The sequence below is a fragment of the Pseudomonas sp. RL_5y_Pfl2_73 genome, assembly GCF_963970515.1.
Taxonomy (GTDB): domain Bacteria; phylum Pseudomonadota; class Gammaproteobacteria; order Pseudomonadales; family Pseudomonadaceae; genus Aquipseudomonas.
In genome coordinates this window covers 215,140-235,202 of record NZ_CAXAPD010000003.1, presented here as the reverse complement: position 1 = coordinate 235,202, position 20,063 = coordinate 215,140, and the positions used below count along the sequence as shown (strand labels likewise).

The 20,063-nt window shown below is 59.4% G+C and carries 15 protein-coding genes; 4 read left to right on the top strand and 11 right to left on the bottom strand.

Going from position 1 to position 20,063, the window contains the following annotated elements; all coding sequences use genetic code 11:
• Positions 1 to 88: 88 nt before the first annotated feature.
• From AACY42_RS04340 to AACY42_RS04330, 3 genes are all read right to left on the bottom strand, one after another.
• Positions 89 to 3,379, bottom strand: coding sequence for a DEAD/DEAH box helicase (locus tag AACY42_RS04340; RefSeq protein WP_339476863.1), 3,291 nt, complete (start codon positions 3,377 to 3,379; stop codon positions 89 to 91).
• Positions 3,380 to 3,420: 41 nt separating this feature from the next.
• On the bottom strand, positions 3,421 to 4,431 hold the full coding sequence (gene nagZ / locus AACY42_RS04335) for a beta-N-acetylhexosaminidase (RefSeq protein WP_339476861.1): 1,011 nt from the start codon (positions 4,429 to 4,431) through the stop codon (positions 3,421 to 3,423).
• 171 nt (positions 4,432 to 4,602) lie between these two features.
• Positions 4,603 to 5,310 carry a TetR/AcrR family transcriptional regulator gene (locus AACY42_RS04330; protein ID WP_013692622.1) on the bottom strand — a complete coding sequence of 236 codons (708 nt, stop codon included), beginning with the start codon at positions 5,308 to 5,310 and terminating at the stop codon, positions 4,603 to 4,605.
• Between the two features lie 241 nt (positions 5,311 to 5,551).
• On the opposite strand from AACY42_RS04330, the gene lexA reads away from it, so the two are divergent.
• Positions 5,552 to 6,160, top strand: a complete 609-nt coding sequence (gene lexA / locus AACY42_RS04325) for a transcriptional repressor LexA (protein ID WP_003199651.1) — start codon at positions 5,552 to 5,554, stop codon at positions 6,158 to 6,160.
• Between the two features lie 10 nt (positions 6,161 to 6,170).
• Positions 6,171 to 6,644: an SOS-induced cell division inhibitor SulA gene (gene sulA / locus AACY42_RS04320; RefSeq protein ID WP_339476857.1), complete on the top strand. Its 474-nt coding sequence runs from the start codon at positions 6,171 to 6,173 to the stop codon at positions 6,642 to 6,644.
• A gap of 70 nt (positions 6,645 to 6,714) precedes the next feature.
• On the opposite strand, the gene AACY42_RS04315 is transcribed toward sulA, so the two are convergent.
• The 7 genes from AACY42_RS04315 to AACY42_RS04285 all read right to left on the bottom strand — a co-directional run bounded on the left by AACY42_RS04315 (position 6,715) and on the right by AACY42_RS04285 (position 15,255).
• Entirely contained in the window at positions 6,715 to 6,948 is a 234-nt protein-coding gene (locus tag AACY42_RS04315; RefSeq protein WP_003183419.1) for a hypothetical protein, read from the bottom strand.
• A 106-nt stretch (positions 6,949 to 7,054) separates the two neighbouring features.
• Complete coding sequence (locus AACY42_RS04310; protein ID WP_339476855.1) at positions 7,055 to 7,579, bottom strand: DUF6586 family protein; 525 nt, start codon at positions 7,577 to 7,579, stop codon at positions 7,055 to 7,057.
• Between the two features lie 216 nt (positions 7,580 to 7,795).
• Entirely contained in the window at positions 7,796 to 10,408 is a 2,613-nt protein-coding gene (gene topA / locus AACY42_RS04305) for a type I DNA topoisomerase (RefSeq protein ID WP_339476854.1), read from the bottom strand.
• Positions 10,409 to 10,523: 115 nt separating this feature from the next.
• Positions 10,524 to 10,760, bottom strand: a complete 237-nt coding sequence (locus tag AACY42_RS04300; protein ID WP_339476853.1) for a DUF1653 domain-containing protein — start codon at positions 10,758 to 10,760, stop codon at positions 10,524 to 10,526.
• Positions 10,761 to 10,869: 109 nt separating this feature from the next.
• Positions 10,870 to 12,045, bottom strand: a complete 1,176-nt coding sequence (gene fadA / locus AACY42_RS04295; protein ID WP_018604861.1) for an acetyl-CoA C-acyltransferase FadA — start codon at positions 12,043 to 12,045, stop codon at positions 10,870 to 10,872.
• A 30-nt stretch (positions 12,046 to 12,075) separates the two neighbouring features.
• Positions 12,076 to 14,223, bottom strand: coding sequence for a fatty acid oxidation complex subunit alpha FadB (fadB, locus tag AACY42_RS04290; RefSeq protein WP_339476851.1), 2,148 nt, complete (start codon positions 14,221 to 14,223; stop codon positions 12,076 to 12,078).
• A 594-nt stretch (positions 14,224 to 14,817) separates the two neighbouring features.
• The gene (locus tag AACY42_RS04285; RefSeq protein WP_339476850.1) at positions 14,818 to 15,255 is read right to left on the bottom strand and encodes a hypothetical protein; all 438 of its coding nucleotides are present in this window, start codon (positions 15,253 to 15,255) and stop codon (positions 14,818 to 14,820) included.
• Positions 15,256 to 15,357: 102 nt separating this feature from the next.
• Here AACY42_RS04285 and AACY42_RS04280 point away from each other — a divergent pair, with 102 nt between their 5' ends.
• On the top strand, positions 15,358 to 15,798 hold the full coding sequence (locus AACY42_RS04280; protein ID WP_339476848.1) for a universal stress protein: 441 nt from the start codon (positions 15,358 to 15,360) through the stop codon (positions 15,796 to 15,798).
• Between the two features lie 164 nt (positions 15,799 to 15,962).
• On the opposite strand, the gene AACY42_RS04275 is transcribed toward AACY42_RS04280, so the two are convergent.
• Positions 15,963 to 17,876 (bottom strand): ATP-binding cassette domain-containing protein, encoded by a 1,914-nt coding sequence (locus AACY42_RS04275; protein ID WP_339476847.1) that lies wholly within the window; start codon positions 17,874 to 17,876, stop codon positions 15,963 to 15,965.
• 215 nt (positions 17,877 to 18,091) lie between these two features.
• Between AACY42_RS04275 and AACY42_RS04270 the strand changes: the two genes are divergently transcribed.
• Positions 18,092 to 20,020, top strand: coding sequence for a transglycosylase SLT domain-containing protein (locus tag AACY42_RS04270; RefSeq protein ID WP_339476846.1), 1,929 nt, complete (start codon positions 18,092 to 18,094; stop codon positions 20,018 to 20,020).
• The last annotated feature ends 43 nt before the right edge of the window (positions 20,021 to 20,063 follow it).

The following is a 20,063-nucleotide window of genomic DNA, read 5'->3' as shown; positions in this document are numbered from 1 at the left end:
GCCGGAGCCCGGCCCGTTCTAATGTGGGAGCGAGCCTGCTCCCGATGGCTGACTATCAGGCGACATAGCCAGTGAATGTGCCGGTGAATCAGGTCTTGGGCAACGGTGCAAACAACGCTTCGATATCGCTCTGCTCAAGCTTCCACCCACCCGTCGCGCCGCCATCCAGCAGGCTGCCCGCCAACGCAGCCTTGTCCTCCTGAAGCGCCTGTATCTTCTCTTCCACCGTGCCTCGGGCAATCAGCTTGTAGACGAACACTGGCTTGTTTTGACCGATCCGATAAGCCCGGTCGGTCGCCTGATTTTCCACCGCTGGGTTCCACCACGGATCGAAGTGAATCACCGTGTCGGCAGCCGTCAGATTGAGCCCCGTACCGCCGGCCTTGAGGCTGATTAGAAACAGCGACACCTTGCCACTCTGAAATTCCCTCACCGGGGTGCGGCGATCCGTGGTGGATCCGGTCAGTAAGGAATAGGTCAGGCTGTGCTTTTGCAGTTCCTCCTCGATCAGGGCCAGCATCGAGGTGAACTGGGAAAACAGCAGAATCTTGCGCCCTTCGCTGAGCAACTCTTCGAGCATCTCCATTAAACTGACCAACTTGCCGCTGCCGGAACGTAGCGCTTTGGCGGTCTGTACGGTATTGAGCAGCCGCAGGTCGCAGCAGACCTGGCGTAACTTGAGCAACGCATCGAGAATGATAATCTGGCTACGGGCCACTCCGCTTCGAGCGATTTCGTCGCGCACTTTCTTGTCCATGGCCACACGCACAGTTTCATAGACATCCCGCTGCCCGTCACTGAGGTCGACCCAATGGACGATTTCAGTCTTGGGTGGCAGCTCAGTAGCGACTTGTTCCTTTTTACGCCGCAGTAGAAACGGTTTTATTCGCGCCGTCAGATGGTGCATTCGCTCGCTGTTGCCATGTTTTTCGATCGGCGTCCGGTAGTCTCGGTTGAAGCTTTTGTTATCCCCCAACCAGCCGGGCAGGAGGAAATGAAACAGCGACCAGAGTTCGCCCAAGTGATTTTCCAGGGGCGTACCGGACAGGCACAAGCGCTGCCGGGCATTGAGTTCGCGAGCAGCCTGGGCGGCCTTGCTGGTGGGGCTCTTGATGTTCTGCGCTTCATCGAGAATCAGCACACTCCAGGCCTGGGGTTTCAGCACCTCCAAATCCCGCGGCAACAAGGCATAAGTCGTCAGAACCAGGTCGTACTGTGCAAGGCTGGCGAAATCTTTTTGCCGGGCTGCACCATGAAGCGCCACGACGTTGAGCTGCGGCGTGAAGCGTGCCGCTTCGTCGAGCCAGTTGGGAATCAGACTGGTGGGCATGACTGCAAGCGCCGGGACATCCAGGCGCCCGGCCTGCTTCTCACAAAGCAGGTGAGCCAGGGTCTGCAAGGTTTTACCCAAGCCCATGTCATCGCCCAGGATGCCGCCGACTTCCAGCTCGCGCAGGGTCTGCATCCAATTGAGCCCTTCCAGTTGATAAGGTCGCAGGGTGGCTTTGAGCCCCGCCGGCGCCGGGACATGAGCATGAGTCGACTCGTGTAATCGCTTGGCGAACGTACGCAACCGCTCCCCGCCTTGCCAGGTCAATGGCACGCTTTCAAGCACATTCAACCTGGCCGCATCAAAGGCATTCAACCGTATCGAGTCACCCCGGTGCTCCTTCATGTACAACTCACCAAGCGTTGCCATCAGCGGCTTGACCCGCCCATATGGCAACGCGACCTTCACACCAGGACCCGCACCGAATTTTCCGCCGTTGAGATCGAGCAACATCAACTCTTCATCACCACGCCGATCAAGGTTGTCCGGATCCATCATCTCGGGGCTTGAGCGAAGCAGATGAAGCAAGATCGGCAGCAGGCTGTGCCGTTTCCCATCCACGACAATGCCCAGTTGTAAATCGAACCACTCTCGACCGGGAGACTCCTCGATGTCGGCGTACAACTGCTCCACCGGTTGCAGATCGAAATGAAAACCCGCTTCGATATCGATCTGCCAATTGGCGGCACGCAATCGCGGCAGGCCTTTGTCCATGAAGGCCAACCAGGCGTCGTCATCCGCCATTTGAAATAGCTCACCCCCGATGTCCGCCAGCGCAAGGCTCTTGCGACTTGTTTTCTTGAAACCTACCTTACGCAGAACAGTGCGAAAGGCCTGCTCGACATCCGGCTTACGCTCAATGCGCAAAATTTCGGTTCCGGACAGGATCGACAGTTCGGTGGATGCTTTGTCGTCCGCCACATGACCATCATAAATAAAGGTCAGTGCCGCGCGATGTTCTGGAACAGATTTCCAGTGCCGGAAGTTGATTGCACTTCCCAACGTCAACACCGCTCGCGGTTCAACACCTTCGATGATGCGCTCAGTCAGTTCTTTCGGCGGCGGGATAGGTCGGTCGACAGCGTTGATCCTATGGCTGAAAAGCACGACATCCCGAGCGGGTACCTCCGGCGCATGGCATAAATGGCACGCCAATTTGTCGTCCATTTCATAGGACAGCCGGCCAAGTTCCCTGCGCGATAAATCCAGATAATGAAGCGGCTCAAGCACCAGGAGGTTATCCAGTACCTGATCGCCACTGCGCCACCGAGACCGATAGTTGCCATTGGCCTGCTCAGCCCAGAAAAACTGCGCATTTTTTAGCGGACCTGCGCCCAATGGCTGCGGCGGGTCGAAATCCAGGAACAAGCGTGAGGAATGCAATGCCAGCGCCAGCACTTCGGCGCCGCTGCGACCTTGCAACGGAAAGCTGTTCTGGCTGTGATAATGCTGACTGCTGATAAGCGACTGGCCAATTTGCTTGTCGACGTCGGACATATAATTCGGAAAACGATTCAGCATGTCCGTCAGTTGGCCAAACGCTTTCAGATCCTTCAGGGAACCATCATCGAGCTGGCGCCCCTTGAAGAGTTCCAAAAGCCACTGCCCTAAGTGCGTCTTCTTGAGTTTGTAGAAGATCCGGACATCGGCGTCTTTTTTGCTCGGTAGCGAATCGGCGTCCCACTCGGGAATACACTTGATCCAGGTTTCAAGTTCAGAACTCAGGCGCTCGCTGGCGGAGCCGGCCTCCAGCGCTTGCGGATTCCACATCAAATGGAACATGACGGCAGCGCAGTGCTTGCAGCTGTCACCGACCGGGCACGAACATTCGTAACGAACGCCGTCGTAGCCCCGATAACGAGTGAGCGCGATCACCTGCTGATAAACATTATCGCCGCCACCCTCGCATTCGGCGTGAATCGATTGCTCATCTATCCGCAGTATCCGTACTCGCGCTCTCTCGGCGTAGTCGAACCCTCGCTCAAGGTAACGCTGATGGAAGCTTTCTCCCCAATCAGTCTCAAGAAGCGCCTCAATTGGCTGGGTCATGGGCACCGCCGATCATTACTCATGCCAGTCATGACAACTCCTTAATCAACCAACTGGGCAGCCCTCAGCGCGCCGTGCGCCGCCAGCCAGCGAGGGTCCTGACGGTATTCAGTGGAGGCGTAGGCCTGGCCGCGCATGCGGGCGATCCGCGCCGAAGGCTTGACCTTCAGGCGCTGGGCCGCGCTCAAGGCCAACTCCGCGGCAGCACGGTCGTTGCACACCAGGCCCATGTCACAACCCGCCGTCAAAGCCGCCTCGATACGGCTGGCAGCATCACCAACCACATGAGCACCGGCCATCGACAGATCATCACTGAAGATCACCCCATCGAATTGCAACTCGCCGCGCAGGATGTCCTGCAGCCAGCGGCGGGAAAACCCGGCTGGGTTGGCGTCGACCTGCGGGTAGATGACATGGGCCGGCATGACGGCGGCCAGTTGCTTGCTCAGCCTGGCAAACGGTACCAGGTCGTTGGCGCGAATCTGCTCCAGGCTACGCTCATCGTTCGGAATCGCCACGTGGGAATCGGCCTCGGCCCAGCCATGCCCCGGGAAATGCTTGCCGGTGGCGGCCATCCCGGCGGCGTTCATGCCGCGGATGAAGGCACCGGCCAACAACGCAGCGCGCTCGGGGTCGCCTTCGAAGGAACGGCTGCCGACGACGGCGCTGCGCTGGTAATCGAGGTCCAGCACCGGGGCAAAGCTCAAGTCGAGGCCGACCGCCAACACCTCGGTGGCCATGATCCAGCCGCACTGCTCGGCCAGGTATTGCGCGTTCGGGTTGTCGGCTATCGCCCGCATCGCCGGCAACCGCACAAAACCCTGGCGCAGCCGCTGGACGCGGCCACCTTCCTGATCCACCGCCAATAAAAGATCGGGGCGGATAGCGCGGATCGACGCGCTCAGCTCGCGCACCTGACGTGGATGCTCGATATTGCGCGCAAAAATGATCAGACCGCCTACCTCGGGCTGGCGCAACAGGTGGCGATCTTCGGCCGTCAGCCAGGTACCGGCGACGTCCACCATCAACGAGCCTTGCAGGCCAGCAGTCATAGCATTTCCTTAATAACGATGAACCCGCGCGGTAACACAGGCACGACCACACCGCTGGGACCAAGGCCCGGCAGGTCGCGGTCATGCAATGAAAAATGGAACGGGTTCGAAACGAGAGTCGGCATGGGCGGCTAGCTTAGCGGATGTCGGCAGCCGCGCCCACCCGTGCGCTTACGCCTTGGCCAGCGCCGGTGTCGATTTACTGCGCGGACGCAATTGCGCGGCTGCCATGGCTTCATCGGTGACACCACTTTCGGCACGCATGCCGGCTGCCAGGAACGGCACCATCAGGCGCATCACCTGCTCGATCGAGGTGTTCACGCCAAAATCGGTTTCAGCGATGGCGCGCAACGCCTTGATACCGGACATGCTGAACGCCGCGGCGCCGAGCATGAAGTGCACCCGCCAGAACAACTCGATGGGCGGAATGCGCGGTGCGGCCTCGTTGACCAGCAGCATGTAGCGCCGGAAAACCTTGCCGTACATGTCTTCCAGGTAACGTCGCAGGTGGCCCTGGCTCTGACTGAAGGCAAGGCCCAGCAGGCGCATGAAAATGGAAAGGTCGTTACCGCTGCGCGGTTGCACGACAAGGGCTTGCTCGACCAGGATTTCCAGGAGCTCTTCCAGGGTCGGCTTGACGTCAGGCTTGGCCTGCCGACGCTCCAGCTCGCGATCGAGGCTGAGGCAGAAAGGCCCGAGGAACCGCGAGAATACCGCCTGGATCAGGGCCTTTTTCGAGCCGAAATGATAGTTCACCGCCGCCAGGTTCACCCCGGCCTTGCTGGTGATCAGACGCAACGAGGTTTCAGCGAAACCTTTTTCCGCGAACAACTGCTCGGCAGCATCGAGAATGCGTTCAACGGTTTCCGACTGGGCCATGGTTACTCCGCCTGACAAACACTTGTTTGAAACATACGTTTCAGCCTAGGGGTTGTCAAGCCTGCCGGGGCGTTTTGCGAATGCCCGGTCACGTATTTAACCACACCTTTTCACGGGTGGTAGCCATGTCGCATCCAACAACCCGACCGACCGTCCAGCGGCCTGTGGAAAAAGGAGGATTGCCAAGCGGTGTTCACTGTATATAATCCCAGTCACTGTATAAAAAGACAGAGCGATCAATATGCTAAAGCTGACGCCACGCCAAGCAGAGATTCTGGCCTTCATCAAACGCTGCCTCGAAGACAACGGCTACCCGCCAACCCGTGCGGAAATCGCCCAGGAACTAGGGTTCAAGTCGCCCAACGCGGCTGAAGAACACCTCAAGGCGCTGGCGCGCAAGGGTGCGATCGAAATGACCCCGGGCGCATCCCGTGGCATTCGCATCCCCGGCTTCGAAGCCAAGGCCGACGAAACCACCCTGCCGATCATCGGCCGGGTCGCGGCAGGCGCACCGATCCTCGCCCAGCAGCATGTCGAGGAGTCCTGCAACATCAATCCTTCGTTCTTCCATCCTCGGGCCGATTACCTGCTTCGTGTACACGGCATGAGCATGAAGGACATCGGCATCTTCGACGGTGACCTCCTGGCAGTTCACACCACCCGCGAAGCCCGCAATGGTCAGATCGTGGTGGCGCGAATCGGCGACGAGGTAACCGTCAAGCGCTTCAAGCGCGACGGCAGCAAAGTCTGGCTCATCGCTGAGAACCCGGAGTTCGCGCCCATCGAAGTGAATCTGAAAGATCAGGACCTGGTCATCGAAGGCTTGAGCGTCGGCGTCATTCGCCGCTAAAGGAGGCTTTATGCAGTTCCCTCACACACCACAACACACACAACTTCCGCTGTTCGAGGCATTCATGGCCCAACCGCTGGCTCCAGTCCTGAAAGAGGTCATCGAGTCGCCCTGGGGCGTCGAGCCTGAGGCTTTCAGCGAACTGTCGTTACGTGGTGCGGCCGGAAACTGCCTGAACCTGCTGGCGCCGATTCTGCGGGAACTCAGCCAGGACCAGGATGCTCGCTGGCTGACGCTGATCGCACCACCGGCCAGCGTCACCCAGGCCTGGCTGCGAGATGCCGGCCTGAACCGCGAACGCATCCTGTTGCTGCAACCGCGGGGTACCCAAAGCGCCCAACAGTTGACCTGCGAAGCCTTGCGCCTGGGCCGTAGCCACACCGTGGTCAGTTGGCTCAACCTGTTAACCGCGACCGCACGGCAACAGTTGATCAGCGCCGCCCGTATCGGGGACGCACAAAGTCTCAATATTCGATTGGGCTAAGACAAACGCGGGGCTTCTCCAAGGAAGAGAAGCCGACCAGCCACACCGTCAAAAAAGCCGACGGACGGGATCAATGAAGAACCCGCGGCCCCTCTTCCTTATTGAATTCGCCTTCAACCAGGCGACCTGCCATCTGGACGCCCACGCTCAGCATCGCCTTGGCGACTTCAACGTGTTGGCCCTGGAGGAATACCTTGGCGTCTTCGGAGAAGTTCAGGGTAACCAGAGACCCCTCGTCCTCAGCCCTGCGCAGCTCGATGCGGCCATCAGGAAGTTCGACAATTTCTAGAAAGGACGTTGGCATAAAAGTCTGTTCTCCACGAAAGTCGAGGATTATATAGTCATCGGCCAGGCTCCGCTCGGGATCTTGACCAAGCGTTATCATCGAAGGTAACGGGCCGAGGGGAAACTCAGCACTCGTTCAACCCTTCACGAAAGCGTATCGCCAAGCTCTTGAGGTTCTGGCGCCAGCTCTCCAGCTCCTCCCGGCTCAACTCCTGCTCAGGTTCTTGCTCGTCCAGATTGACCGCCACGATCAACGGCTGGGTCACGTCCCCCTTGGGCTTGCGTGGGGCCCGCGGCGGCTCGAACAGCGCCGCATGGGCCGTCAATAGCTTCGCCAGCCAGGTTTCCGGGTTATGCGCCAGCTCGACCATTTCGGCCAATTCCGGGATAGCAATGGTTTCCAGCACTTCGCGGGTCAACAACAGCTCGGCCCGTGGCGCATTCGCTTGTGGCAGGCGATAGAAACCGGCAATTTCATGGCACAACCCCAATAACGCACCGTACAGGTGAAACAACGCGGATTCGCGTCCTGCCTGGAGCAATGCCGGGGAATTCATCGCACGCCCATCCTCGGCCCTGGTGAGCGCCTCGAGCGACAGACCGGCGAAATAGATTTTCTGATTGGTGCGGGTATAGAGTTCGTGGGCCATGGCGGCATCTCCCCAACGAAATGAAAGCGTCACGCAAGTGCGACAGTGTCATGGATCAACCGAGGCCACTGCAAGCCAAAAACAAAAAGGCCGCATGAAAACCTATGGGTTGTCATGCGGCCTTTTGCTCACTTGAGACTTATTGGGGCAGCTACGCCCGAAACGTCGGACCGGTCCAGCGGGCGCAAGCCCCCTCGTCACACGTGAGTGCTGCCATCAGCTCTTGTCTTGCACCGCCCACTTACCACCGTCGTAGTACGCTTTCCAGCCAGTCGGCTTACCCTCGACTTCGGTTTGCACGTACTGCTCCTTGGTCTTGCGGCTGTAGCGAATGACCGCCGGGCGCCCTTCCGGATCCTTCTGCGGCGCTGCACAGAGGAAATGGTACTTCGGATCGATCTCGTCCTTGTGCGGCACGATTTCCATCACCAACGGTGCGCGGGTCTCGCGGTTTTTCGGGAACTGGCTGGCCGCCAGGAACAGGCCGGAGGCGCCGTCGCGCAGGATGTAGGTGTCGTTGACCTTCTCGCACTTGAGCTCAGGCATCTTCACCGGATCCATCTTCGGCGGCGCCGCGTCACCACTCTTGAGCAGTTTGCGGGTGTTTTTGCAGGTCGGGTTGGTGCAACCGAAGAACTTGCCGAAACGGCCGGTCTTGAGCTGCATCTCACTGCCACACTTGTCGCATTCCAGGCTCGGGCCTTCGTAGCCCTTGATGCGATAAGTGCCCTCTTCGATCTCGTAGCCAGCACAGTCCGGGTTGTTGCCGCAGATGTGCAGCTTACGCTTTTCATCCAGCAGGTAGGCGTCCATCGCCGTGCTGCAGATCGGGCAGCGATGCTTGCCGCGCAGCACCAGGGATTCCGATTCCCCCTCGTCGTCCGCAGCGATTTCGTCGCCCGGCACCAGGTTGACTGTCGCCTTACAGCGCTCCTTGGGTGGCAGGCTGTAGCCCGAGCAACCCAGGAATACACCGGTCGAGGCGGTACGGATTTGCATCGGACGCCCGCAGGTCAGGCACGGGATATCGGTCATGACCGGCTGATTGGCGCGCATGCCACTGTCAGGGCTTTCGGCCACTTCGAGCTTTTTCTTGAAGTCGCCGTAGAACTCGTCGAGAACGTTTTTCCAGTCGCGCTCGCCCTGGGCCACATCGTCGAGGTTCTCTTCCATACCGGCGGTGAAGCCGTAGTCCATCAGGTTCGAGAAGCTCTCGGACAAACGCTCGGTAACGATGTCACCCATCTTTTCCGAATAGAAACGACGGTTGTGCAGCGCCACATAGCCGCGGTCCTGGATGGTGGAGATGATGGCTGCGTAGGTCGAAGGACGACCGATGCCGCGCTTTTCCATTTCCTTGACCAGGCTGGCTTCGGAGTAACGAGCCGGTGGCTTGGTGAAATGCTGAGTCGGATCAAGCTTGATCAGCTTCATCACGTCGCCCTGGGCCATGTCCGGCAGGACGTCGTCATCCCCAGGCTTGGTGATTTGCGGCATGACGCGGGTGTAGCCGTCGAACTTCAGGATGCGACCCTTGGCACGCAGTTCGAAGTCGCCAGCACCGACGCTGACCGTAGTCGACAGGTATTGCGCCGGCAGCATCTGACAGGCCAGGAACTGGCGCCAGATCAGCTCGTAGAGACGCTCGGCATCACGCTCCATGCCCGACAGCTTGCTTGGCTCGGTATTGGCGTCGGACGGACGAATCGCTTCGTGAGCCTCCTGCGCGCCTTCCTTGCTGCTGTAGACGTTCGGCGTGTCCGGCAGGTATTTCTTGCCGAACTCGCTTTCTATATATGTGCGCGCCATCGCCACGGCATCGACCGAAAGATTGGTCGAGTCAGTACGCATATAGGTGATGTAACCAGCTTCGTAAAGACGCTGGGCCATCATCATGGTTTTCTTCACGCCAAAACCCAGGCGATTGCTCGCGGCCTGTTGCAGCGTGGAGGTGATGAACGGCGCCGACGGCTTGCTGCTGGTCGGTTTGTCTTCGCGCTTGACGATGCTGTAGCTGGAAGCCTTGAGCTTCTCCAGCGCCACCATGGCCTGGGCTTCGTTGAGCGGCTTGAAGGCCTCGCCCTTCTCCCGGGCCACGTCGAAGCGTACGGTGGCGCCCTTGGCGGTGCCGAGGTCGGCGTGGACTTCCCAGTACTCTTCAGGGATGAACGCACGGATCTCACGCTCGCGCTCCACCACCAGCTTTACCGCGACCGACTGCACACGACCGGCCGACAGACCACGGGCGATCTTGGCCCACAGCAGGGGCGAGACCATGTAACCCACCACGCGGTCGAGGAAGCGACGCGCCTGTTGAGCATTGACCCGATCGATATCCAGCTCGCCCGGCTGGGAGAAGGCTTCCTGGATGGCCTTCTTGGTAATTTCGTTGAACACCACGCGCTTGTAGCGGCTGTCATCCCCACCAATGGCTTCGCGCAGGTGCCAGGCAATGGCTTCCCCTTCGCGGTCCAAGTCCGTCGCGAGATAGATGGTGTCGGCATCCTTGGCGAGCCGGCGCAGCTCTTCGATGACCTTTTCCTTGCCCGGAAGGATCTCGTACTTGGCTTTCCAGCCGTGTTCCGGATCGACCCCCATGCGTGAGACCAGCTGCTTGCGCGCCTTGTCTTTCGGCGACAGCGCCGGCACTTCACCGGCGGCAGCCTTGCCGCGCTTGGCGGCTGGCTCCTTGTTGGCGCTAGCCGAACCGCTGGTGGGCAGGTCTCGGATATGGCCGATACTCGACTTCACCACGTATTGGTTGCCCAGATACTTGTTGATGGTCTTGGCCTTAGCCGGGGATTCCACAATGACCAGCGATTTGCCCATGGATCAGAAAATTCCTGAATTCTAAAAAGTGAAAGGCGGTTGGCGCCTGACGCGGCACCGCTATATATAGTGGCTGCAAGGTGAGGTCAAGCGCAGGGTTGCCCGCATGCCGGCCTCAAGGCTTGGGAAAAATGCTTTCCTCGGCCTGCACCAAAGCAAAGCGTGGCACCTGTTCCCCGTCAACCTCGACGGACTCTTCGAACATGCTCAAGGGGCGCACCCAAAAGCCGTAATCGCCATACAGGGCTTGATAGAAGACCACTTCTTCCTCGGTCTCGGAATGCCGCGCGATGCTGAATACACGGTACTGCGGACCTTTGTAATGCTGGTAGAGCCCAGGTTGTATCGGCATGCTCGGCACTCACTCAAATTTTTTCAAAATAAAAACAAAATCTTTTTTTTACTAAACCCGAAAAAACAAAAACCGGGGCACTTGGCCCCGGCTTCCATCGACGCAACGCTTAGACGCGTTCGAAGACAGTGGCAATGCCCTGGCCGAGACCAATACACATGGTGGACACACCAAAGGTGCCGCCATTCTGCTTCATGACGTTGAGCAGCGTGCCGGAGATGCGTGCACCGGAGCAACCGAATGGGTGACCCAGGGCGATCGCGCCGCCGTGCAGGTTAACCTTCTCGTTCATCTTGTCGAGCACTTTCAAATCTTTCAGCACTGGCAGGGCCTGCGCGGCGAAAGCTTCGTTGAGTTCGAAGAAGTCGATATCGGCAATACCCAAGCCTGCACGCTTCAAGGCTTTCTGCGTGGCCGGTACTGGACCATAGCCCATGATCGCGGGGTCCACACCCGCCACGGCCATCGAACGAATCACCGCCATCGGCTGGATACCCAGGTCCTGGGCACGTTGGGCCGACATCACGATCATGCACGAGGCACCGTCGGTGATCTGCGACGAGGTACCAGCTGTCACGGTGCCACCCTTCGGATTGAATGCCGGCTTGAGGGCCGCCAGGCTTTCCAGGGTGGTTTCCGGACGAATGGTTTCGTCGTAGTCGAACAGCTTCAGGAAGCCGTTCTCGTCGTAGCCCTGCATCGGGATGATCTCATCCTTGAACTTGCCTTCCACGGTCGCCTTGTGGGCGAGCTGGTGGGAGCGCACGCCAAAAGCGTCCTGCTGTTCGCGGGTGATGCCGTGCATTTTGCCAAGCATTTCCGCAGTCAGGCCCATCATGCCCGAGGCTTTTGCCGCGTACAGCGACATATGCGGGTTCGGATCGACGCCATGCATCATGCTCACGTGGCCCATGTGCTCGACACCACCGACAACGAACACGTCACCGTTGCCGGTCATGATCGCCTGGGCGGCGGTGTGTAGTGCGCTCATGGACGAACCGCACAGGCGACTGACGGTCTGTCCCGCCGCCGTGTGAGGAATCTGGGTCATCAGCGAGGCCATGCGGGCAATGTTCCAGCCCTGCTCCAGGGTCTGGTTCACACAGCCCCAGATCACGTCTTCGACTTCGTTGGGGTCAACCTTGACGTTGCGCTCCAGCAGCTTCCTGATCAGGTGCGCCGACATGTCTTCGGCGCGGGTGTTGCGGTGCATGCCGCCCTTGGAGCGGCCCATCGGCGTACGACCGAAGTCGACAATCACGACGTCTCTAGGATTCAAGCTCATAAATGTTCTCTCGCTCTAGTCGTTGGGCGCTTAACCGAAGAAGCACTGGCCGTTCTTGGCCATTTCACGCAGCTTCGCGGTCGGGCGGTACAGCGCGCCCAAATCAGCGTACTGGTCAGCCAGGGCAACGAACTCGGCCACACCGATCGAATCGATGTAACGCAGCGCACCGCCACGGAATGGAGGAAAACCGATACCGTAGACCAGACCCATGTCGGCTTCGGCGGCGGTTTCGACGATGCCATCTTCCAGGCAACGCACGGTTTCGAGGCACAGCGGGATCATCATCCAATTGATGATGTCCTCGTCGGTGACTTCGCGCTGCTCGTAGACGATCGGCTTGAGCACTTCCAGCACCGACGAGTCGACGACTTTCTTCTGCTTACCGCGCTTGTCGGTCTCATAGCCGTAGAAGCCCTTGCCGTTCTTCTGGCCCAGGCGTTTGGCTTCGTAGAGCACGTCGACAGCCGAACGGCGGTCGTCCTTCATGCGGTCCGGGAAGCCTTCAGCCATGACGTCGCGACCGTGGTGGCCGGTGTCGATGCCGACCACGTCCATCAGGTACGCCGGGCCCATTGGCCAGCCGAATTTTTCCATGATCTTGTCGATGCGCACGAAGTCGACACCGGCGCTGACCAGCTTGGCGAACCCGCCGAAGTACGGGAACAGTACGCGGTTGACCAAAAAGCCCGGGCAGTCGTTGACGACGATCGGGTTCTTACCCATTTTCTTGGCGTAGGCCACGGTGGTGGCAACGGCATGTTCGCTGGACTTCTCGCCGCGGATCACTTCCACCAGCGGCATCATGTGCACCGGGTTGAAGAAGTGCATGCCGACGAAGTTCTCCGGACGCTTGAGAGCCTTGGCCAGCAGCGAAATGGAGATGGTCGAGGTATTCGAGGCCAGGATGGTGTCCTCTTTGACCTTGTCTTCGACTTCAGCCAGTACCGCCTGCTTGACCTTCGGGTTCTCGACAACGGCTTCAACCACCAGATCGACATGGCCGAAATCACCGTAGGACAGCGTCGGACGAATGCCGTTGAGCACTTCAGCCATCTTCGCAGCGGTCATGCGACCTTTGTCGACACGGCCGACCAGCAACTTGGCGGCTTCGGCCAGGCCTTGCTCGATCCCGTGCTCGTTGATGTCCTTCATCAGGATCGGCGTGCCTTTGGACGCCGACTGGTAGGCGATACCGCCGCCCATGATGCCGGCGCCGAGTACGGCAGCCTGCTTCACGTCACTGGCGATTTCGTCGTAGGTCTTGGCCTTTTTCTTCAGTTCCTGGTCATTGAGGAACAGACCGATCAGGCTTTGCGCAGCCGAGGTCTTGGCCAGCTTGACGAAGCCGGCGGCCTCGACTTCCAGGGCCTTGTCGCGACCGAAGTTCGCGGCTTTCTGGATGGTCTTGATCGCTTCGACCGGCGCCGGGTAGTTCGGGCCTGCCTGACCGGCCACGAAACCCTTGGCGGTTTCGAAGGCCATCATTTGTTCAATGGCGTTGAGCTTGAGCTTTTCCAGCTTCGGCTGACGCTTGGCCTTGTAGTCGAATTCGCCGCTGATGGCGCGCTTGATGGTTTCAAGGGCCGCCTCCTGGAGCTTGCCAAGTTCGACCACAGCATCCACGGCACCGACTTTCAGCGCGTCTTCGGCACGGTTTTCCTTGCCTGCGGCAATCCACTCGATAGCGTTGTCGGCACCGATCAGACGCGGTAGGCGCACGGTGCCGCCGAAGCCTGGGTAGATGCCCAGCTTGACTTCCGGCAGGCCGATCCTGGCCGTGGCGGACATGACGCGGTAATCCGCTGCCAGGCACATTTCCAGACCGCCACCCAGGGCGATGCCGTTGATGGCCGCGACGGTCGGTACGTTGAGGTCTTCGAAGTCGCTGAAAATACGATTGGCTTCGAGGTTGCCAGCGATCAGTTCGGCATCGGACAGCTTGAAGTTGTCGACGAATTCGGTGATGTCGGCGCCGACGATGAACACGTCCTTGCCGCTGCTGACGATCACACCCTTGATCGAAGCATCTGCCTTGATAGTGTCCACGGCCTGACGCAATTCATTCAGGGTTAGACGGTTGAACTTGTTGACGGACTCACCCTTGAGGTCGAATTTCAATTCGACGATGCCACTTTCAAGAGCCTTAACCGTGATGGCTTTACCTTCGTAAATCATCAACTGATCTCCACGATATGGAAGCTGAACAGTACACGTTGAACGCTGACCACTGATTCGGCATTGACGTTACCGTCGATGCTACGCCAATCCGCCAGGCACACCCGTCAACGCGATAGTCGGGGTCTGTAGGAGCATTCTGAAAATACAAACGCTCAATTCATACGCCCGTTTGATTTGGGTACGTCACCTTCACGGAATTTCCGACAATTGTCAATCGCCCTAAACACAGGCGTGAACGCGACTTCACGGTCATATTCCGTATCGCACGGGTCCACAACACGGCGCCGCATGAGCCGCTATTCATAGGATCAATAATTAGAAAAATCGCCCTAATTCCAGACAGGCCGGATCCAGCCGTCTACGCTGTCGGGAGCGCGATTGAACATTTGGGAGTGAAGGGCGTTACGAACGCACGCCCTGGTACGCGTTTGATTACCGGCCTGCCTGGCCAACCCGCCCGATGAGACTGTCGGGCTTTTTTATGCTGGCAGGAGCTGCCGAAGGCTGCGATTTTTTGATCTTGAGACTCAATGGCCCGGGTAAAAATCGCAGCCTCGCTCAGCTCGACGGCTCCTACGCAGCTAAATCCGCTCAGGCCAGCGCTTTGAGCACCGCGCAAATATCCTGCAAAACAGTGGCTTCGCCCTTCTCGCCCCAGTACAAGGCGATCATTTGCCGGTCAGCTTCGACTTTGTAGACGTTGGCCGGCAATTTTTCGAAATGATTGACCAGCACCTCGTCCTGGCAGACTTCCCGCCACTGGTTGACCCAGACGCCTGGCGCAGTCTGCCAATAGCTCCAGACCGCCGGCTCCTTGCCCCGCCGGGGCCGGTGGTACTGGGCGCAGGGGTTTGGCGGCTGCTGACCGAGCCAGTGCGGCCACTCCTGCGGCGCCAGCTGCATGGCCAGGCCCAGGCGTCGCGCCTCCATGCGCAGGGTCATGCGAGCGCTCTGAACACGGGACGGTCGCAACCATGCCAACGGACTTAACACCACCAACAGGATTGACACCACTATCCAGACCGTCATATTCGTACTCCCGAATTCTGATGAGCCCATTGAGCCACGTCGCCATCAATGCGCTTGAAACCAGCCATACTTACCGTATTGCAATTCTCTGGAGTGTTTCCCATGTACTACGAACATGTTCTGGTCGCCGTCGACCTCACCGAAGAATGCGATCCGGTCGTCAAGCGCGCCCTCGCCCTTTGCGAAGGCCGGGACACCAAGCTGTCGCTGGTACACATCGTCGAACCGATGGCCATGGCCTTCGGCGGCGACGTGCCCATGGACCTTTCCCAGTTGCAACAACAGCAATTCGACCAGGCCAAAGAACGCCTTGACCGACTGATCGTGAAATACCCTACCCTGAAAAAGGAGTTCAGCCACCTGACCTACGGCCAGCCGCGCCAGGAGATCCATCACCTGGCCAAGGAGCAGGGTTGCGACCTGATTGTGGTCGGCAGCCATGGTCGCCACGGCCTGGCGCTGTTGCTGGGCTCGACTGCCAATGACGTGCTGCATGGCGCACCCTGCGACGTGCTGGCAGTACATCTGATCAAGCGCACGTAACCCTGTGTAGGAGCGGGCTAGCTCGCGAAAACGTCATAACAGTCAATATCGAAGTCGACTGATACACCGCTTTCGCGAGCAAGCCTGCCCCCACAGCAATAGTGTTTCAAATAGAAATCCCGGTGCTCACCACGCAACACCGGGATTTTTTTTACAGCATGGGATCAAGCGTCCAGCTCAGCCCAGCGCTCGACCAATGCGTCCAGCTCGGCCTGCAACTGCTCCAGACGCGCGATGACCTTGGCGGTTTCGGCCGCTGGCCGCTGGTAGAAGCCGGCGTCAGCCATCTCGGCCTCAACGGCGGCGATCTGCTGTTCCTTCGCATCGATATCGCCCGGCAGCGCCTCCAGTTCGCGCTGTAGCTTGTAGCTGAGCTTTTTCTTGGCTGGGGCCGCTGCGGCAGCTACCGGTACTGGCTCGGCCTTGACCACAGCCGAATTCAGATCGGCCTTACCGGACTTGCTTTCGGTTACCCCCAGCAGACGCGGCGAACCGCCCTGGCGCAGCCAGTCCTGATAACCACCGACGTATTCACGCACCAGGCCTTCGCCTTCGAACACCAGGGTGCTGGTGACCACGTTGTCGAGGAATGCCCGGTCGTGACTGACCATCAGCACGGTGCCGTTGAAGGTCAGCAACACCTCTTCCAGCAACTCCAGGGTTTCCACGTCCAGGTCGTTGGTCGGTTCGTCGAGCACCAGCAGGTTCGCCGGTTTGCTGAACAATTTGGCCAGTAACAGACGGGCGCGCTCGCCACCCGACAGCGCCTTGACCGGCGTACGAGCACGCTGGGGGCTGAACAGGAAATCGCCGAGGTAGCTCAGCACATGGCGGCTCTGGCCATCGATATCGATGAAATCGCGACCTTCGGCCACGTTGTCGATCACGGTCTTTTCCAGGTCCAGTTGATGACGCAACTGGTCAAAGTAGGCAACGTCGATCTTCGTGCCCTCTTCAACCTTGCCGCTGGTGGGCACCAGGCCACCGAGCATCAGCTTGAGCAGCGTGGTCTTGCCGGTGCCGTTGGCACCCAGCAGGCCGATGCGATCGCCACGTTGCAGAACCATGGAAAAGTCTTTGACCAGGAACGGGCCGCCTGGATGGGCGAAACTGACGTTTTCCAGCACCATCACCTGCTTGCCGGACTTGTCAGCCGTTTCCAGTTGGATGTTGGCCTTGCCGGTGCGCTCACGACGCTCGCTGCGCTCCACGCGCAAGGCCTTGAGGGCCCGTACGCGGCCTTCGTTACGGGTACGACGGGCCTTGATTCCCTGGCGGATCCAGACTTCTTCCTGGGCCAGGCGCTTGTCGAACAGGGCGTTGGCGGTTTCTTCCGCCGCCAGCACCGCCTCCTTGTGCACCAGGAAGCTGGCGTAGTCGCCGTTCCAGTCGATCAGGCCGCCGCGGTCCAGTTCGAGGATGCGCGTCGCCAGGTTTTGCAGGAAGGAACGGTCGTGGGTGATGAACAGCACCGCCCCCTGGAAATCTTTCAAGGCTTCTTCAAGCCAAGCGATGGCGCCGATGTCCAGGTGGTTGGTCGGTTCGTCGAGCAGCAGCAGGTCCGGCTCGGAGACCAGGGCCTGGGCCAGCAGGACGCGGCGACGCCAACCACCGGACAACTCGGCCAGGGTCTTGTCGGCCGGCAATTGCAGGCGGCTCAGGGTGCTGTCGACCAGTTGCTGCAGACGCCAGCCGTCTCGGGCTTCAAGGTCGTGCTGCACGTGCATCAATTTGTCCAGGTCGGCATCGGTGACGATGTTCTGGCTCAGATGGTGATACTCGGCCAGCAGCGCACCGACACCGTCCAGGCCTTCGGCGACCACGTCGAATACGGTCCGCTCGTCGGCCACCGGCAGTTCCTGGGGCAATTCGCCGATTTTCAGGCCTGGCGCGCGCCAGACCGAGCCGTCGTCAGGCTTTTGATCGCCCTTGACCAGCTTCATCATGCTGGACTTACCAGTGCCGTTGCGGCCGATGATGCACACCCGCTCACCACGGGCGATCTGCCAGGACACCTTGTCCAGCAACGGCATCGCGCCGAAAGCAAGGGACACATCGCTGAATTTGAGCAGGGTCATGAGCTTCTCCAAAAACCGGGCGCGCATTCTACCTGAGATGAGACCCCAAAGGGTCCGCCAATTTCGCCATCGAAGCTCTGCGCACAACAAATGTTGCGAACTTGCACCGACAGCCCTGCAAAGCTTTCGCCGACTGCTGGCAAAAGGCTAAGCTACAGACAGTTACCCTGGGTTACCCCTTGGGCTTGTCATGTTTTTTTATGCCCGGACGTCTCATGCGCAGTCGCCTTTTCAGTGTTATCTCGTGTCTTTTTGTATGTGCCACAGCCGTTCAATCCGCACAGGCGGTGGATATATCTACTCAACGCCAGTATTACGACGAGGCCAAGCGCGCCTTGGCCAAGGGTGATTCCGCCCCCTACTTTCGCTACAGCCAGGCCCTGCGCGATTATCCACTGGAGCCCTACCTGGCCTACGACGAATTGACCGCTCGCCTCAAGAGCGCCAGCAACGCCGAAATCGAGAAGTTTCTCGCCGAACATGGTGACCTGCCCCAGGCCAACTGGATGAAGCTGCGCTGGCTGCGTTGGCTGACCGAACGCGGCGACTGGAAGACCTTCGTCAAGTATTACAACCCCAAGCTCAATTTCACCGAACTGGACTGCCTTAACGCCCGGTACCAGCTCAGCCATGGCTTGAAGGCCGAAGGCTATGCCAATACCGAAAAGCTCTGGCTCTCCGGCAAATCCCAACCCCAGGCGTGCGATGCATTGTTCGGCCTATGGGCTTCCCAAGGCCAGTTGACCGAACAGAAACGCTGGGAACGCATAAAACTGGCGGCCCAGGCCCGCAACTTTCCGCTGGCCAAAAGCCTGGTCAGTGGCCTGACCACCCTCGCCCCCCGCGGCAAGTTGCTCGTGGACGTGGCGCAAAAACCCGAATTGCTCAACCAGCCCTCGCGCTTCACCCCGGCCGATGGACCGATGTCCGATATCGTCAGCCTCGGCCTGCGTCGTCTGGCCCGCCAGGATCCGAAAAAGGCCTTGGCGCTGTTGGACGGCTACGCCAGCAGCATGCATTTTTCTCGCGATGAAAAAGTCGCGATTGCCCGGGAAATCGGCCTGACCCTGGCCAAGCGCTTCGACAGCCGAGCCTTGGACGTGATGACGAAATACGACCCGGAATTGCGCGATGACAGCGTTTCGGAATGGCGTTTGCGTCTGCTGCTGCGCCTGGCCCGCTGGGACGATGCGTACCAACTGACCCGTCGCCTGCCCGAATCGCTGTCCAGCACCAATCGCTGGCGGTACTGGCAGGCCCGCACGCTGGAACTGGCGCAGCCGCAAAACCCCGAGGCGCTGGCGCTCTACAAGCACCTGGCCCGCGAACGGGATTTCTATGGTTTCCTGGCCGCCGACCGTTCCCAGTCGCCGTACTCGCTCATCAACAAGCCGCTGGTGATGAACCAGGCGCTGATCAACAAAGTGCGCAACACCCCCGGTGTGCGTCGGGCACTGGAATTTCATGCCCGCGGGGACATCGTCGACGGACGCCGCGAGTGGTATCACGTCAGCCGTCATTTCAACCGGGACGAAATGGTCGCCCAGGCAAAACTGGCTTATGACCTGAAGTGGTATTTCCCGGCCATTCGCACCATCAGCCAAGCCAAGTACTGGGACGACCTGGACATCCGCTTCCCGATGGCCCACCGCGACACCCTGGTGCGCGAAGCCAAGATCCGTGGTTTGCATCCAAGTTGGGCGTTCGCCATTACCCGCCAGGAGAGCGCCTTCATGGACGACGCCCGCTCCCACGTCGGTGCCTCCGGCCTGATGCAACTGATGCCTGCCACCGCCAAGGAAACCGCGCGCAAGTTCAGCATTCCCCTGGCCTCACCACGGCAAGTATTGAACCCGGACAAGAACATCCAGTTGGGCACGGCCTACCTGAGCCAGGTTCACAGCCAGTTCAACGGCAACCGCGTCCTGGCCTCGGCGGCCTACAACGCCGGCCCCGGTCGCGTACGCCAGTGGCTGCGCGGCGCCGACCACTTGAGCTTCGACGTCTGGGTCGAAAGCATACCGTTCGACGAAACCCGAAAATACGTGCAGAACGTGTTGTCGTACTCGGTGATCTACGGCCAGAAACTCAATTCGCCGCAACCGCTGGTGGATTGGCATGAGCGGTATTTCGATGATCAGTGATTATTAGCGCAAGCTGTTCCTGAGAAAAGAAATGCCCGCATCG

What these genes read in the sequence shown, in the direction of transcription:
- AACY42_RS04340 (WP_339476863.1), bottom strand. Translation starts at nt 3,379, where the DNA reads ATGACCCAGCCAATTGAGGCGCTTCTTGAGACTGATTGGGGAGAAAGC.
- nagZ (WP_339476861.1), bottom strand. Translation starts at nt 4,431, where the DNA reads ATGACTGCTGGCCTGCAAGGCTCGTTGATGGTGGACGTCGCCGGTACC.
- AACY42_RS04330 (WP_013692622.1), bottom strand. Translation starts at nt 5,310, where the DNA reads ATGGCCCAGTCGGAAACCGTTGAACGCATTCTCGATGCTGCCGAGCAG.
- lexA (WP_003199651.1), top strand. Translation starts at nt 5,552, where the DNA reads ATGCTAAAGCTGACGCCACGCCAAGCAGAGATTCTGGCCTTCATCAAA.
- sulA (WP_339476857.1), top strand. Translation starts at nt 6,171, where the DNA reads ATGCAGTTCCCTCACACACCACAACACACACAACTTCCGCTGTTCGAG.
- AACY42_RS04315 (WP_003183419.1), bottom strand. Translation starts at nt 6,948, where the DNA reads ATGCCAACGTCCTTTCTAGAAATTGTCGAACTTCCTGATGGCCGCATC.
- AACY42_RS04310 (WP_339476855.1), bottom strand. Translation starts at nt 7,579, where the DNA reads ATGGCCCACGAACTCTATACCCGCACCAATCAGAAAATCTATTTCGCC.
- topA (WP_339476854.1), bottom strand. Translation starts at nt 10,408, where the DNA reads ATGGGCAAATCGCTGGTCATTGTGGAATCCCCGGCTAAGGCCAAGACC.
- AACY42_RS04300 (WP_339476853.1), bottom strand. Translation starts at nt 10,760, where the DNA reads ATGCCGATACAACCTGGGCTCTACCAGCATTACAAAGGTCCGCAGTAC.
- fadA (WP_018604861.1), bottom strand. Translation starts at nt 12,045, where the DNA reads ATGAGCTTGAATCCTAGAGACGTCGTGATTGTCGACTTCGGTCGTACG.
- fadB (WP_339476851.1), bottom strand. Translation starts at nt 14,223, where the DNA reads ATGATTTACGAAGGTAAAGCCATCACGGTTAAGGCTCTTGAAAGTGGC.
- AACY42_RS04285 (WP_339476850.1), bottom strand. Translation starts at nt 15,255, where the DNA reads ATGACGGTCTGGATAGTGGTGTCAATCCTGTTGGTGGTGTTAAGTCCG.
- AACY42_RS04280 (WP_339476848.1), top strand. Translation starts at nt 15,358, where the DNA reads ATGTACTACGAACATGTTCTGGTCGCCGTCGACCTCACCGAAGAATGC.
- AACY42_RS04275 (WP_339476847.1), bottom strand. Translation starts at nt 17,876, where the DNA reads ATGACCCTGCTCAAATTCAGCGATGTGTCCCTTGCTTTCGGCGCGATG.
- AACY42_RS04270 (WP_339476846.1), top strand. Translation starts at nt 18,092, where the DNA reads ATGCGCAGTCGCCTTTTCAGTGTTATCTCGTGTCTTTTTGTATGTGCC.